General features: G+C 46.0%; 9 protein-coding genes and 1 pseudogene. 2 read left to right on the plus strand and 8 right to left on the minus strand.

The genetic code is table 11. The annotated features are described in order from the left end of the window. The 8 genes from AC0LWT_RS05685 to AC0LWT_RS05720 all read right to left on the minus strand — a co-directional run. On the minus strand, positions 1-5,900 hold a 5,900-nt coding region (locus tag AC0LWT_RS05685), incomplete at its 3' end, for a beta-ketoacyl synthase N-terminal-like domain-containing protein (protein WP_474680267.1). A gap of 11 nt (positions 5,901-5,911) precedes the next feature. Then, entirely contained in the window at positions 5,912-6,733 is an 822-nt protein-coding gene (locus AC0LWT_RS05690; RefSeq protein WP_474680268.1) for a class I SAM-dependent methyltransferase, read from the minus strand. A 23-nt stretch (positions 6,734-6,756) separates the two neighbouring features. Continuing rightward, a complete protein-coding gene (locus AC0LWT_RS05695) occupies positions 6,757-7,542 on the minus strand; it encodes an alpha/beta hydrolase (RefSeq protein WP_474680269.1) in 786 nt (261 codons plus the stop codon). 23 nt (positions 7,543-7,565) lie between these two features. Beyond that, on the minus strand, positions 7,566-9,872 hold the full coding sequence (gene fabD / locus AC0LWT_RS05700; protein ID WP_474680270.1) for an ACP S-malonyltransferase: 2,307 nt from the start codon (positions 9,870-9,872) through the stop codon (positions 7,566-7,568). Positions 9,873-9,914: 42 nt separating this feature from the next. Next, the gene (locus AC0LWT_RS05705; RefSeq protein ID WP_474680271.1) at positions 9,915-10,544 is read right to left on the minus strand and encodes a hypothetical protein; all 630 of its coding nucleotides are present in this window, start codon (positions 10,542-10,544) and stop codon (positions 9,915-9,917) included. 99 nt (positions 10,545-10,643) lie between these two features. Beyond that, a complete protein-coding gene (locus tag AC0LWT_RS05710) occupies positions 10,644-11,318 on the minus strand; it encodes an MBL fold metallo-hydrolase (protein WP_474680272.1) in 675 nt (224 codons plus the stop codon). 2 nt (positions 11,319-11,320) lie between these two features. Beyond that, positions 11,321-12,541, minus strand: coding sequence for a cytochrome P450 (locus AC0LWT_RS05715; RefSeq protein WP_474680273.1), 1,221 nt, complete (start codon positions 12,539-12,541; stop codon positions 11,321-11,323). A 49-nt stretch (positions 12,542-12,590) separates the two neighbouring features. Continuing rightward, positions 12,591-13,520 carry a 4'-phosphopantetheinyl transferase family protein gene (locus AC0LWT_RS05720; protein ID WP_474680274.1) on the minus strand — a complete coding sequence of 310 codons (930 nt, stop codon included), beginning with the start codon at positions 13,518-13,520 and terminating at the stop codon, positions 12,591-12,593. A gap of 478 nt (positions 13,521-13,998) precedes the next feature. Between AC0LWT_RS05720 and loaP the strand changes: the two genes are divergently transcribed. Together loaP and AC0LWT_RS05730 are read left to right on the plus strand one after the other, a co-directional pair. Further along, positions 13,999-14,556: an antiterminator LoaP gene (loaP, locus tag AC0LWT_RS05725; protein WP_474680275.1), complete on the plus strand. Its 558-nt coding sequence runs from the start codon at positions 13,999-14,001 to the stop codon at positions 14,554-14,556. An 80-nt stretch (positions 14,557-14,636) separates the two neighbouring features. After that, positions 14,637-14,954: pseudogene (locus AC0LWT_RS05730) on the plus strand (IS6 family transposase); the annotation flags it as partial. Positions 14,955-14,994: the final 40 nt, after the last annotated feature.

The raw sequence follows: 14,994 nt of genomic DNA on the forward strand, positions 1-14,994 counted from the left end.
TCCACGGTTGCCGCCGCGGTTTTCTCCGGCACCCAGTAACGCTCCCGCGCAAACGGATACGTCGGCAGCGGAATCCGCGAATACCCGCCATCCGCGAACAGCTCTCCATACTCCAAGCCGTAGCCCAGGCTGTATAAATCGGCGATCGCTGACAATTGTTCCATGTACTCGCCAGCTTCCCCGATTTCCCGGCAGCTGCGGATACACGCATTGCCATAACGTTTCAGCGATGGCTGCTCGCGGCGTTCATTCTCCTGAACCTCGGAGACATATACCTGCGGCTGCTTCCCTTTTTGCATCCAGCCGCGAAGGAGGGCTGCCACCTCTTCGGCCGTGCGTGCCACACAGGCCAAGCGATGCTTGAAGTGCTTTCTGCCGAGCAAAAGCGTATAGCTGATGTTGCCGCAGTCGATGCCGGGCTCCTGCGTGCAAAAGGCAGCCAGCTGTTCAGCCTGCTGACGCAGCTGCCCCTGGCTTTGCGCCGATAAGACGATCAGGTAACCCGGCTTCCCGGCGTGCACGCGCTCCATCTGCGGAGCTTCTTCGATCACCATGTGCGCGTTCGTTCCACTGGCGCCAAAAGAGCTTAGCGCAGCCAAACGTTTACCGCCTGCCCCCGCCTTCCAATCCTTTAGTTCCGTATTGACATAAAAGGGGCTGCCTGCGAACTGAATGTTCGTATTGCCAGACTCAAAGTGAAGAGAAGGCGGTATTTGCTTGTGTTTCAAACTTAACAAAATCTTAATCAAACCTGTGACGCCGGCAGCAATTTGGGGATGCCCGAGATTCGTCTTCAAAGAGCCAATAGCGCAATATTGCTCGTTATCTGTATAATGGCGGAAAGCCCGGCTGAGCGCCTGATACTCGATCGGGTCACCGAGCCTGGTGCCCGTTCCATGCGCTTCAACCATTTGAATCTGTGCCGGATCGATGCCAAACGTTTCATATACCTCGCGCTCCAGCCGTTCTTGCGACTTGAGGCTGGGAGCAGTTATGCCGTTGGTCGTGCCATCCTGATTGATGCCCGAGCCGCGAATAACGCCGTAGATATGATCCCCGTCAGCGACCGCGTCGCGGAGACGTTTGAGCACGACGATGCCGACAGCTTCACTGGGAACCATTCCGTCAGCCCGGTCGTCAAAGGTGTAGCACTTGCCGGAACGGGACAGCATCTCCGCCCGGTTAGCCGATACATAAAATCCGGCAGTCGCCTGGATGAATATCCCGCCGGCTAAAGCCATATCCGTTTCCCTCGACCATAAGCCCTGGCAGGCCAGATGAATGGATACCAAAGAGCTTGAGCAGGCTGTATCCACAGCAATCGCCGGGCCTTGCAAATCCAAATGATAAGCGATCCGGGCAGGAATCAAAGACCCCAAATTCCCCCAAAAAGCTTGCGGCGGCGAATCGGCTTCAATTAATTGCTGATAATCTCCTTTGTCGCATCCGACATACACGCCGCAGCGAGTTCCCGCTGCTTTGGCCCCTGCATACCCCGCATCTTCCAACGCCTTCCATGCTTCTTCCAGGAAAATACGCTGCTGCGGGTCCATATAAGCCGCTTCAAGCCCGGATATGTTGAAAAATAGCGGATCAAATTGGTCGATAGTTTTTAAAAATCCGCCGTAATTGCAATAAGCCGACTCGTCCGAGTAGTGATCCGATAAATTCCAACGCTTCACTTCTTCAATCAAATGGGCGCCTTGAACAAGATGCTGCCATAATTCGTGGACCGTTTCACTCTGTGCAAACCTTCCGCTCAACCCGATAATCGCAATCGGTTCTTTGGACAGGGCTGCTCCTGCTCCGCTCTCGCCGCCGTTTTTCTGAACATTGGTATTCTTATCGAACCTCTTATTTCCGCTGTGCCGCGCTGCCTCGTTCAAGAATTCAGGAACCGGGACAGATTCTTCAAATTGCGGCAAAGCAGCGAGCTGCTCTCCGTATTGAGATATGATATAAGCTGTCAACTGATTCACCGAGCTATAGTCAAACAAAATGGTCGTTTCCATATCGACAGCTAAAGCTTCATTAATCGCGTTAACCAAATTGACGCCAATAATTGAATCGACTCCAAAATCCCTGAACGATGTTTCCGCATCAATCCACTCCTGGCTAACATTCAACGCCAAGGATAATGTATCGAGAATTGTTTCTTTAATGTAATCTTTCCCCTTGTCGTTCTGCACACGACCTGCATCTTGCACCGGCTTCATACGAGTTGCAGGTGTCCTTTCCTCATGCCATTCGACTGTCGGTGCCTTACGAATGATTCCATCGCTTTCAGCCACGATAATTTGCTGTCCCAGTTCGTGCGCTTCTTCCCGTGGGAAGAAAACTTGCTGAAATCCTTCGCCGGTAAGCGCCAATTCCCAGTTGTCGGAAGTCAAAGCGGGACTTCCGGGAATCCTTAACTCCCGGTCTTCATAAAGCCACCATCCGTCCAGCAAGCCAAAGGTCAAATGAAGGAACAAAGAATTGCCGCTAATTTCATTAAGCAAAATGACACCATTCTTTTTCAAAGCTGATTTGACATTGCGCAGGGCCTCCTTTACATTTTGGGAAGCATGCAGCACATTCGCTGCAATGACGATATCGTAGAGACCCGTTTGGATATTCTGGCCTTCGAACGGGGCATTGACATGCAACTTTTTGAAAGTTAAATAAGGATACCGTTTCCCATATTCTTTTTCGGCATACATTAAAAAAGCCTTCGAGATATCTGTATAGCAGTATTCTTGAATGTGGTCTTGATATGCTCGCAGTTTCTCGAAAATAATGGAACTTGTTCCCCCTGTACCGGCCCCCACCTCAATGAATCGGAACAAAGCTGACGGGTCTTGCTTCAGTCGTTCTTCCAGATAAGCGACCAGGGTATCCGCCAGCGTTTCGTTGAAGTAGTCGGCTACAGCGTTGTTTTTGTAGATGCCTTCAACCAGCCTCATAGAGGATTCAGGAAACATAATGTCGGTAGAAGGTCTCCTGCCGGTCACAATTTCCGGCAATGCCCGCAGCATCGTCTCAACTAATACGGCTTGAGCGCTTGTGCTCGGGTCTGTCAGCCAAACTTCCTTCTGACGATCCCATGCTTCCCAGGCATGCTCGATGTCGTGCACTTTGGCGGCCCTTACGCAGTAAGACTCTCCATCGCAGTCGAGATAATTGCGTTGAACCAGAAATGCCAGGCTTACTTCAAGCCATCGATCATACGTATCGCGAATCCCCGCCTGCTTCATCTTCGGAATAGAGAATGGATGATCCGCGAACGAAGCGACCGACTGCAGTTGCTTCGCTAACAAGGAAGCGAGCAGTTCATCCATACCGGCAACCCTTAGTCCGCCTTCTGTCGACAACCCTTTGGCTTGATAGTCAAATTGCGTTTCGCGACTGCGCAAATTTTCAATCCATGACTGATTTGACTCGGAGTTGGGTTGAGTTTTGAGACTAGCCTGAGCACCGGACTCTTCCATGCAATAGCGTTCGTCTTCAAACGGATAGGCAGGCAAGGGAATCCGATAGTGGAAATCTTTGCTGTAAAGAATTCCCCAATCTAGTTGCCCTCCCCTTACATAAAATCCGGCAATTTGAGACAATGCCGCTGAAAAATTCTCAGTATATGTGCTGCTTGAATCCTTCATTTGTTCCATAAGCTGAGCATAGAAATCAGGATAGGCTGAATCTGTATGGATTGCATCATTTTCTTCTTCGTTACTACTCTCATCGCCTCTTGCAGCTTGCCCATAAAGCTCCGCCAGCTTTTCTCTGCACTCCTGCAAGCTTCCGGCAATAAACGCGCATCGTATCGGGTAGTGGGTTCTGCCTACCGTTAACACATAAGCGATGTCACTTAGAGAGCATGCATCCCCTGCTTTGTCCAGCCAATTGATCAAGTCAAGCTGCTTTCGGCGCAAAGCTGCCCTTGTCTTTGCGGAAAGCGGCAATATGTATAACGGCTGCACAGATCGTTCCGCAGGGTTCAGCTTTCTTACAAACTGCTCCAGCACCAGATGGCAATTCGTTCCGTCAAAGCCAAAGGAGCTGACGCCTGCTCTTAATGGAATCCCGTCCGGACCCTTCCAATCCATAAGCTGCTCATTCACATAAAACGGGCTTTCGTTAAAATGGATGTGTTCATTTACTTGTTTCATGCTGATCGTCGGTGGAATTTTCTTATGCTTCATCGCCATTAACACTTTGAATACGCCGGCAATGCCAGCCGACATCGCAGCATGCCCAAAGTTAGGCTTGTGAGAACCAATCGCGCAATAGGCTGTTTTCTCCGTAAATGCTCGAAAGGCCTCTGTCAATGCCTTGACTTCAATCGAGTCCCCCAATTTCGTTCCCGTTCCATGTACTTCAATGTAACTGACCGTTTCCGGCGAGATATCCGCATTTCGATAGGCTTCTATAAGGAGTTCCTTTTGTGAAAGCATACTTGGCGCGGTCATGCCATTCGTCTTGCCGGATTGATTCATGGCGGAACCTTTAATAACTCCGTAAATGTGATCCTTGTCTTCGACAGCCTCCTGCAGCCCTTTCAGAACGACAATACCGACACCCTCGCCCAATACCATTCCGTTCGCCCTCGTATCAAAGGTATGGCATACACCCTCAGGCGACAGCATGCCCATTTGGGAGGACATAACCATAAACTCCGGCGAGCTCATGACAAAAACCCCTCCGGCCAAAGCCATCTCCGATTCTCCCCTGCGAATACTTTCACACGCGATATGCATCGCTGCAAGAGAAGAAGAGCATGCCGTATCTATAGCAAAACTAGGACCTTTCCAATTAAAAAAGTAGGAAATCCTCGATGCCAGTATTGACATTTCGTTTCCCAAAAAAGTTTGCGAGCTATTCTCGCCTTCCAGGCGATTGCCTTTATAATCGGAGGATCTCCCTCCGACAAATACGCCTACTTTGCTTCCTGCCAACTGCTCGGCCGAATATCCGCTGTCTTCAATTGCATTATAGGCTTCTTCCATAAATAAACGTTGCTGCGGGTCCATTCTTTCGGCTTCTTGTCTGGATATATGAAAAAAAGCAGCGTCGAATTCATCAATCTGATCTAATAATCCCCCCCATTTGCTCACCGATTTATTTTTTTGTGTCGGATCCGATGTGTAATAACGACTTTTCACCCAGTCTTTGCGCGTAATCTCCTTTATACAACAGTCTCCTGCCTGTAAATGTTCCCAAAATTGCTCGATCGTATCTGAACCTGCATATTTTCCAGAAATGCCGATAATCGCTATATCCGAATCTCTTTCTTCCAGAGAATCTGGCGACAGAGTATTTTTTTCTTCTTCCGTTTGCCTCGTTCCGGGCTGGATCATCGCTGCAATATATCCTATCAAGTCGCCAATTAAATGATAATCATAGACGACCTCTACGCCCAGCTTTGTACCCAACTTGTGATTTACGCTTTCAATAAATTCCACAGCAAGCACGGAACTTAAACCAAGCTCGACCAAGCTTTTGGCAGTATCCAAAGTATCGCTCGGTACGTTCAAAACCTCGGCTAAGATTCCTTTTGCGAGCGAATCGACCGACACGTGCCCCGCATCCATTTTCTTGCGTTTCCTTTTTCCATTTCCTTTTTTTCCATCGCCTGAAAGGCTGGAGCTTTGGCTGTTGATTGTCATCATATCGACAATATGCCCGGCAAGCTGCTCCATACTCTGATAGTCGTACACACTTTCAACGCCTAGACGAATCGATAATGATTGATTGATCATTTCAATAAAATCAACGCTTAATACTGAATTCATACCCAGCTCAATAAAGCTCTGTTTGCTATGGATGGAATCGCTCGCCATCTGCAAGACCTCGGCTGCGATTTCCTTCACTTTGTCCGTCACTTGATCCACATCTATTGGAAAATTTGTTTTCTCCATCATTCATTCCCCTTTTAGAGCAATTTCTCGCCAACGGCCATGTATAATTGGCGAATTATGGAATGATTCTCGTTTTTGATCATATTTCTCCATTCGACAGAGATTTTCCCCAGCATTTTGCTCGACAGATAACCGTCCTGCACCAATTTGGCCGGGATTCCGATTCCTTCAGACTTAAAAAACATTTCATCCCCCACGATATCGCTATGGGCACTGATCACTTCAAAGTCAACGTTGGAGAACCCTCCGCACTTTAATATCCGAGGCAATTCCCGTCCGATTCTGGGATTCCCTCCCTCGGCAAATCGCGACTGGCAGTAGGCGCCGTATAAATCCCTCAACTCCAGAATAGTAGGGTGGGCCATAATATGCATTTCAAAGTCATTATCAACGAAAATCGCTTTGCCTCCCGGCTTCAGTATCCGGCAGACCTCCCGGACGGCGCCAATCGGGTCAGGCAAGTGCTCCAAAACAAGCCTTGTAATGGCAAAATCAAACGATTGCTCCGGAAGCCCCGTTTCCATAATGGAACCTTGAACAACTTTGCACTGCTTGTACTTCTTTTTCGATAAATAGGCTTTGGCATAATCGACCAGCAACGGTTCAATTTCCAATGCCGTTATAGAAATATTAGGGAAATGATCCAGTATCTTCTTAATCACAAATCCAGGTCCCGCTCCGAGCTCAATCACCTTCAATCCATCCGTTAATCCGAATTCCTTATATCGTTTGAATTCTTTTTCCCAAAATAATTCTACCTGGGCTTTCAGCCGATTAATCTCAGCGTCAACATTGCTGGCAATATGTTTAATTTGATAAGAACCCGCTCCATTCATGCTATATACTCCCTTCTCCCTAATTAAGATGCCGTCTCGTGAAAAAAGTGGAGGAGTGATTCAGCGACATGTTCCCAGTTGGGGTCAAGCATCATATCATGACATATATTTGGGAAAATAATCGGCTCCGTTTGATAAGCTTTTGCAATTTTAATTGCTATCTTGTCTGAGAAAAACTCATCCTTGCGCGAACCAAGCACCAAGATCGGCATCGTTATTTTTAAAGCCTTGGTATCCAACGTTTGCCTGATCATTTCCTCAGCTGCTTTCATCGACTCCGGTTGCAATCGACTCATATATTCGTTTTTTTTGGCGGCCTCCAGCCCTTCGGAGAACAAGAGCCTTTCAGGGAATACCGTGCTGCTCCCTTTATTAAAGAGATACATCTTATAGACGAGTCTGAATCGGGTCAATACGATCTTCGCCCATTCTTTCCCCATCCCGCTTGGAGGCGACGAGGCCATAAGCGCCATGGACCGGATTTGATCAGGATACGTATGCATAATTTTTTGAACGACAGCCCCGCCCATCGAATGTCCAATGAGAACAGGCTTGCTCTTCATTCCCTTTATCACCTTCAGCACATCTTCCGTATAATCCCCCAGTGTAAAAGAATACAGCTGGTCTCGTCCTTCGCTTTCGCCATGCCCGCGAAAGCTGAGCGCATAGGACGGAAAGCCTTTGGCGGAAAAATAAGGTAAAAAGTTTTCTTTCCAACACCATGCCCCATGTGAAGCGCCATGCACAAATAACAGTGGAGGCAGTTCCGATTTCGTCTCCGGCGCATATTCCAAAACTTCCAATTTCATGGTATATCCATCCTTCCGCTAATTTAACTGGTTAACGTCAAAAAGCGTTGATTCATGAATGCTGCTGTTTCCTTCATAAGCTTAATTGCGATTTCATCGACATGGCGATTGCGCCAATTCTCCATGGGCGTACCTTTGACCCATTGATTAAAAGCGCCTAATGCAGGACCGCAGTGGATTTGAAAATCAACTTTATGATCTAATTCACCGCTCAGTGCCAGTTGAGTCGTATACCCGAAATACCACTTGAATACCAAGGCCATCTTATATTTGGGGTTTCGCTCTGCTTTCTCAATTTCTTGCTCCGGGCGAGTCGCTTTGATTTCTTCAAAAATATGTTCAAAACTTCGTTTGAAGTATTTCTCTTGAATCATCACTTTGTTTTTTTCATCAACTTCTTCCCAGGAAGAAAATTGACGGTACAAATCGTACAGCTTATTGGCTCTTGTCGGGAAGAACAATCCTTTTTTCAATACCTGCACCTTGGCCCCAAGCTCAAACATATCTCCTGCCGGCGCATAATCGGTATCCTGCACATTGGCCTGCTGCAATAAATCTTTCACAGCGTCACTCGTTTTCGCTTCGACACTGCACTGGTTGATAGAGCCGGTAACGATATAATCGGCGCCCAGCATGAAGGCCGCAGAAGCAGAGGCTGGCGTTCCAATGCCGCCGGCAGCTCCTATACGGATTTGTTTCACGTAACCGTACTTTTTCATCATCTCGTCCCGAAGCTTGACCATGGCCGGCATCAACGCATAGGCCACACCAAGATCGGTATGACCGCCGGAATCCGCTTCTACGCTCAAGTCGTCTGCCATGGGAACTTTGCTCAACATAGCGGCTTCTTCCGGCGTGATTTTATACTCTTGAAGCAGCTTGTCTACGATTCGTTCAGGCGCCGGACTCAGAAAGGCTTCCGCCACTTCGGGCCTGGACAGCTTGGCCATGATCCGATTTCCTATGTGCACCCCGCCGTCTGTAGTCCTTTTTAACCCTTTAGCCCGATAAATAACCAAGGCCGGAACGATCGTCATGAAAGCAGATGCCTCGACATTCCGAACTCCATAGTTCAAGTACAGATTTACCGTCTTTTCTTCCTTGGAAGGATCAACAGGATGATGAAGCAAATTAAATCCATAAGATCCGTTCCGTCCCAGTTCCTCTTGAACTCGCTGAATGGCTCCTTCGATATGCTCCAAACTGAGTCCGCCTGTCCCATAAAAACCTAACATGCCAGCTTTACCGATCTTCACAACGATCTGCTCGGATGCAATCCCTCTGTACATGGCTCCAGTCACATAAGCGCGAGTTAGGCCGTAATCCTTTTTGAATTGGCTGTCTCCAAGGCTCTTTTCCGTAATTTCGAAACGCGGTTGCGCCGCCTGCTTCGGAAGAACGGGCTCCTCCTGCAGCGCCTTGGATACAAAGGTCTGAACGCTGCCGTGAATCGGTTCAACGATTGGAAGCGGTTGAAGCGGCGTTGCCTCTTTACGGATTTGGCTAAGAAGCTTGGTCAGCACATTGCCAGGCCCAATTTCTTCAAACTGCATGTCTTCATATCCCATCAAATAACGGATCGTATCTGTCCACTTCACTTGATGCGTAATTTGTTTGATTACATTTGTTTTCACCTCATCGCTCCGGTAAGGCAATCCTTCCACATTTGAAATAACGGGGATAGTAATCCCTGAGAAATGAAATTTGTGCAAAAACAGAGCAAACTCTTTTTGTGCGTCTGCCATATAAATGGAGTGAAATGCACCGCTCACATTCAACGGAATGTACATGCGGACTCCCGCATTTTCAAAAATAGTCTTGGCGCGCTCTATATCCTCTTTAAAACCGGCTATTACAATCTGTGTAGGCGCATTATCGTTGGCGATATTAATTTGATCCAACTTATTATCTGCCAACACCTGACGCACTCGATCCGCATGAAAGCCAAGAACGGCAGCCATGCCTCCGCCGACTGCCTTGCTCATCAATTCCCCTCTTTTTTTAACGAGCTGCAAGCCTGTTTCCATATCAAAAGCCCCTGCCGCCAACAGCGCATTATACTCGCCCAAGCTGTGCCCAACCAAAAAATCAGGTTTTGCATGTCCATCCTTGATTTTTTTCAGGTAGCTGAGGGCATTCACTATGTATAACGCAGGCTGCGTATATTGTGTATTCGTTAATTGCTGCAAGGGATCGTATAAACACAGCTCCTTAATCGAATAACCCAATATATCGTCAGCTTTGCGGGTAATGTCCGGGAACTCGTCAAAGAGCTCACCGCCCATCCCTTTGTGTTGGGAGCCCTGTCCCGGAAACATGTAGGTTAGCATGTCAGCACTTCCTTTCTTCCAATACCTTCAGAATCGATGTCATCAGGCTTGAATCGAGATCTTGTTCGTCTCACTCGTACGCACATCGCTGCGCGCTGCATGCAAATGGAGCCCGATTAATCCTACCGCTATAGCGAAAGGGAGCAGATGCGGGAAAACTAAGGGAAGAACTCCATATAGACAGCTCAAGGCTAAAAGCACCCCGTACCAACGCGCAATCGTTCCCTTGATCGTGATATGAACACCAATGATAAACCAACCCAATTTAAACAGCACAGAGGAAATCAGCATCCCGGCAACGAGCGTAATTCCCGGAGGCAGATCAAGCAGTTGAGGCGCTGTCTGTACGCTTGAAGGTACCGCAAACGACTCAAACCACACGTCCCCAAATAAAAAGACCGTCCCGGCAACTGCAAGGAAAAACCGAATTACCGCAAACATTCCTGTCCCGAATGAAGGCCTCAGTGACCACCCGCAGAGTCCAACCACCAGCAAAATAACACCCAATATGTTGAGTATGTTGTAATAAACATATCCTGGGCTCTTCACCGTTGAGGCAATCGAACTCGAATCAATAGCGAAATAGAATAGAGCCTGAGCAAGGGACAACGCAATTCCTGCAGCCAGCAGAATTCCTCCTGCCCCATTCTTTAATTGAGCTTGTACACTCATCTTTGCATCCTTCCCGGTCCTATGTTCTATGACCTTACATTAGAATTACGCAGTATCCCTTTCAACGATATTCCTTTTCGCAAAACGGCACCGCTTCTTTCATTTCCGGATAAAAGACTTCTGATTTTTACGCATTCTGAAATCGACAAAATGCTTTTTGTTGTCCAAACCAAAGTAAATATTGTGTTTTTCCAAATCGACCAAAGCACAGCCTGGCGGTTTTCCATACGAATGCCCCGGATAAATGCGAACATGAGGAGCTACGATCCGTTTAATTCTTTGGATACTCTCATACATCTGCTCGGGAGATCCACCCGCCATATCGCACACGCCGCAGCCTTCAGTGAAAACCGTATCTCCAGTAAACAGACTGTCGGTCAGAAGAAAACAACTCCCTCCTGCGGTATGGCCTGGGGTTACGAGACATTGAATGCGAGTTTGGCCCAAATAAATGACATCCATATCGTGAAATCGGATTAAATTGGTTGACGTAAATTGGTAATACCCGCTTTCTACGGCAGACATGTACACCGACGATCCGAATCTTTCAACTAAAGGCTCTACCATATTCACATGGTCAAAATGGGAATGCGTCAATAAGATGATGGAGGACTGCACCCCCAATTCCCAAAAACATGTCGTAATCAGCTCCAGATCCCACCCCGGATCAATAATGGCAGCTTTATGAGTAGCTCTGTCCAAAATGACGTACATGTAGTTAGGCATCAACGAAGAACCGGCCTTCAGTTGAATGATCTCATAGGTACTATTCATTTTTACCCCTGAACAATCACCGGCAGGCTCTTTAAAGATTGGCCGATTGTCGACTCGATCAAGTGCTCCGTTACATCAAATGAAGGAGGCAACTGCACGTGTGAAAATCGTTGAATAAACGTCGTTAATGCCGTCTTTACTTTCAAGCGGGCCAACGAAGAACCTGGGCAAAAATGGGAGCCTGCCCCAAATGACAAGTGCTTTTGATTGCCTTCCCGATGGATATCGAACTGTTCAGCATGTGAAAATTGCCGTTCGTCGCGATTGGCAGAGCTGACCCATGCTACAACCATTTGCCCTTGTTTCATCTCAGGGCCGAAGACGGCCGTATCCTGAACGACCTGCCGATCCAGACAAACCGGAAACCGATAGCGCAAAACTTCTTCAATCGCTTGAGGGATCAATTCCGGACGATCACGCAATTCCTGATACGTATCCGGCTTATCGTACAAGAAACAATACAATGAATTCGCAAGCCAATTCGTCGTTTGTTCGAAGCCGCCCCCAAGCAGAGCCATAGCCGAGGCAAGAACCTCCTGATCATTTAGCCGCTCGCCCTCGGACTCGGCCTGAACTAAATCCGATATGATGTCATCGGCAAGATTGTTCCGTTTCTCTTGGACAAAAGGAAACAAGTACCCGGCAAATTCCTTTAACACTTGCTGTTTTCTTTCCATAACATTTTGCCGGGAGTCTTTGTTGTGAGGAAGAAACATCACGGTAGACCATCCCTTGAATAACTGGCGATCTTTCGCAGGGACTCCCAACAGCTCGGCCATTACAATGATCGGAAGCGGAATCGCAAAATCATCCAAAATATCAAATTGCTTGCGGCCCGCAAGCTCATCCAGCATTTCGTTGACGATGCGGTGAATCCGGGCTTCCCAGTTCACTAAATTTTTCGGGCTAAAAGCTTTCCCGAGAAAAGCCCTGCGATGAGTATGCACAGGAGGATCGGAAAAATTGACATTACTTTTACTGTCCATGGAATGAGCGATAGGGAAAAAGCTCCTACTCCGTTTACTTGTAAATAGCTCATAATCAGATAAAACCCGCTTGACATCTTCGTATAGGAAAACGTTCCAGACATCTTGCTCAGCATCGTAATAGACGGGTTGATTGTCTCTCATCTCCTTGTACCATTGATACGGCTCCCATCCTTCCTTAGGCGATCCAAGCTTGGAAATTTCCTTCAAATAAATCGGCTCAACGGGTGTACTCATTCTAAATTCCTCCTGTTATAGTAAATTTGGTTATCCCCTTGGAATACAGTCAATCGATTTGTTGCCTTGACATTGCAAACTCCTGCCGGGCGTACTGAAAATTCCCCTCCAACTTTGTTGGGGGGATTTTCGAAATCGCCATGAAACGTACCAGCGCTTCCTTTAGAGATCCGACCACAAGTGGCATTCTCTTCGGATAGACAATCGAACATACATAAGTATCGAAAATAAGCGAAACCGCCGAGTACTGCATAAAATTTGCAAAAGAACTGTATAGAACGCCCTCCCTTGCTTCCATGTGATTTACTTCATAAATGGAAAGTGGGGCCGTCAAGCCTGTTTTCAATATCTTAGACAAAGCTTCTTTCACCGTCCACAATACTGTAAAGGCCGTATCATTCGCAAACGGCAATCTTTGAATAAGAGTAATCTCTAGATCAGTAAATTGACTCATAAAAAATTCCTTTTTATTCAATATCTTTTCTATATCGATTGCCAACGGAAATCGTTCTGAAAATGCAAGTGCTGCCGCAAGACCATCACCATGTGTGATGCTTACTTGCGTATTGGAAATGGCCGGGTAGACAACGATCGGTTGATAAAAAATCCCTTGGTCAATAAAAATAGACGCCATATTATCCACTTTAAAAAGCAGCGAGGCTGCTTTCTTAGCAACATATCGGCCGGCAATGTAGCTCTGTATCCGACGCTCGAATCGGAGCGTCGTGTAATATTCAAGTTCTTTCGGATGCAGAATCGGGGTCATATCAACGTACTGGTAATCCTCATGAAAATAAGAAATACAAAAATAAGCTTTATATTCTCGGGCTAATCCTTCGAATACTAGCTCTTGTATCATCGTAGTTGGATTTATTGAAAGGAATCCGTTAGGAATAAAATCACCCCTAAAATAGATTGAATTTTCTGATAATTTAAGGGATACACTATTATTTATAGGCGAACTACTCCCTATACCCATTTGAATGGTTCTCTGAACATCTAAACTCCTCCAACGTGCCGAAACACCGATTAGACTACTTAGATGATTAATATAGAATATAAATTCATAAAAAATAGTAACTACTTGGATCAGTGGTAACCAGATCAAAAGGAAAATTTGCCACTGACAGCAAGAACAAGTAAATCAAACACAATTGTTTCTATTGCTTCCAAGTTGACAATCCAGTTCAATTACGCGGGATAAATTTAATAATCTCCCAAAATTAGTATATTCAATCATTTGATACGTGTCAAACTATTATTAATAAGAGAATGTCCCGGGTACTGACGCCCTCGACGCACAGGCCAATAATCCGGTCTGCATTTGATACTTTTTTCCATTCCGACGTATTTTTACATTTTTTTCAAATCAATCATTGTATAATTATCTACACCCCATTTCAGCATTGTTGGCCTTATTTATAGGCACCAATTTTACATAGAAAGGACTGATCTTCTTGGATTGGTATGCACTTTTCGTAGAAACAGGGAAAGAAGAAGTTGTTCAGAAATTTTTGCAACTCTATTTTGATCATCAAACCTTATTATCCATAGTTCCTAAAAGAAAAATTCCTGAGAAAAAGTCTGGCATCATCAATCATGTACTCAAAATTTTTTTCCCTGGTTACGTACTCATAAAAACGAACATGAACACCGATATTTTTTATCAGCTCAAAAAAATCCCTAAATGCTTATGGTTAGTAAATAATGGATTTTTTTATTCAAGGGATCAAGGCATATATTTTTCGAAAATATGTGAAAATGAGATTTCTCCAATTCTACAGCTTCTCGATGAGAGAGATACGATCAATTATTCGAATGTATATGTGGAAAACTCCAAAATTGTTGTCATTTCCGGTCCCCTGCTGGGTAAAGAGAACATTATTAAAAAGGTCGATAAACATAAAAATAGAGCGAAAATATTGCTTCATTTTATGGGGAAAGAGACTACGTTTGATGTGGGCGTTGAAGTATTGGACAATCGTAAGCATCCCCTTTCAAACTCATTAGAGTAATATTATCCTGAATTTCGAAAGTAACGCTCTTTGAAAATATCCTGAATCCATGAAACTTTTTGGTCTGCTGTCTCCCCAAGATTTCCCATACGACGATCATGAGATGAGTCCATGAATTTGGACCCGAAATCGACAAACGAATCCGTCCCTATTTGAAACCTACAAACGATTCTTGGAGGACTGACGAAACCTATGTCACAGTCAAAGGTCAGTGGAAGTATCTATATCGGGCAGTTGATTCTATGGGGAAAACCATTGATTTCATGTTATCTGAAAATCGGGACATGCCGGCAGCTAAGCGTTTCTTTACAAAGGCCTTGTCCTCTCCACATAATCAAATCCCACGTGTAATCACCTTGGATAAAAATCCAGCATATCCACCAGCAATACAAAAATTAATGCATATGATTAGGAAAGGGCAGGCCGAAAATAATTCGT

Source organism: Paenibacillus sp. sgz302164 (assembly GCF_056120505.1).

Bases quoted from the DNA above. Each gene is read 5' to 3' on its own strand.
- AC0LWT_RS05720 (WP_474680274.1), bottom strand. From the start codon at position 13,520: ATGGGTATAGGGAGTAGTTCGCCTATAAATAATAGTGTATCCCTTAAA.
- AC0LWT_RS05710 (WP_474680272.1), bottom strand. From the start codon at position 11,318: ATGAATAGTACCTATGAGATCATTCAACTGAAGGCCGGTTCTTCGTTG.
- AC0LWT_RS05705 (WP_474680271.1), bottom strand. From the start codon at position 10,544: ATGAGTGTACAAGCTCAATTAAAGAATGGGGCAGGAGGAATTCTGCTG.
- AC0LWT_RS05695 (WP_474680269.1), bottom strand. From the start codon at position 7,542: ATGAAATTGGAAGTTTTGGAATATGCGCCGGAGACGAAATCGGAACTG.
- AC0LWT_RS05715 (WP_474680273.1), bottom strand. From the start codon at position 12,541: ATGAGTACACCCGTTGAGCCGATTTATTTGAAGGAAATTTCCAAGCTT.
- fabD (WP_474680270.1), bottom strand. From the start codon at position 9,872: ATGCTAACCTACATGTTTCCGGGACAGGGCTCCCAACACAAAGGGATG.
- AC0LWT_RS05690 (WP_474680268.1), bottom strand. From the start codon at position 6,733: ATGAATGGAGCGGGTTCTTATCAAATTAAACATATTGCCAGCAATGTT.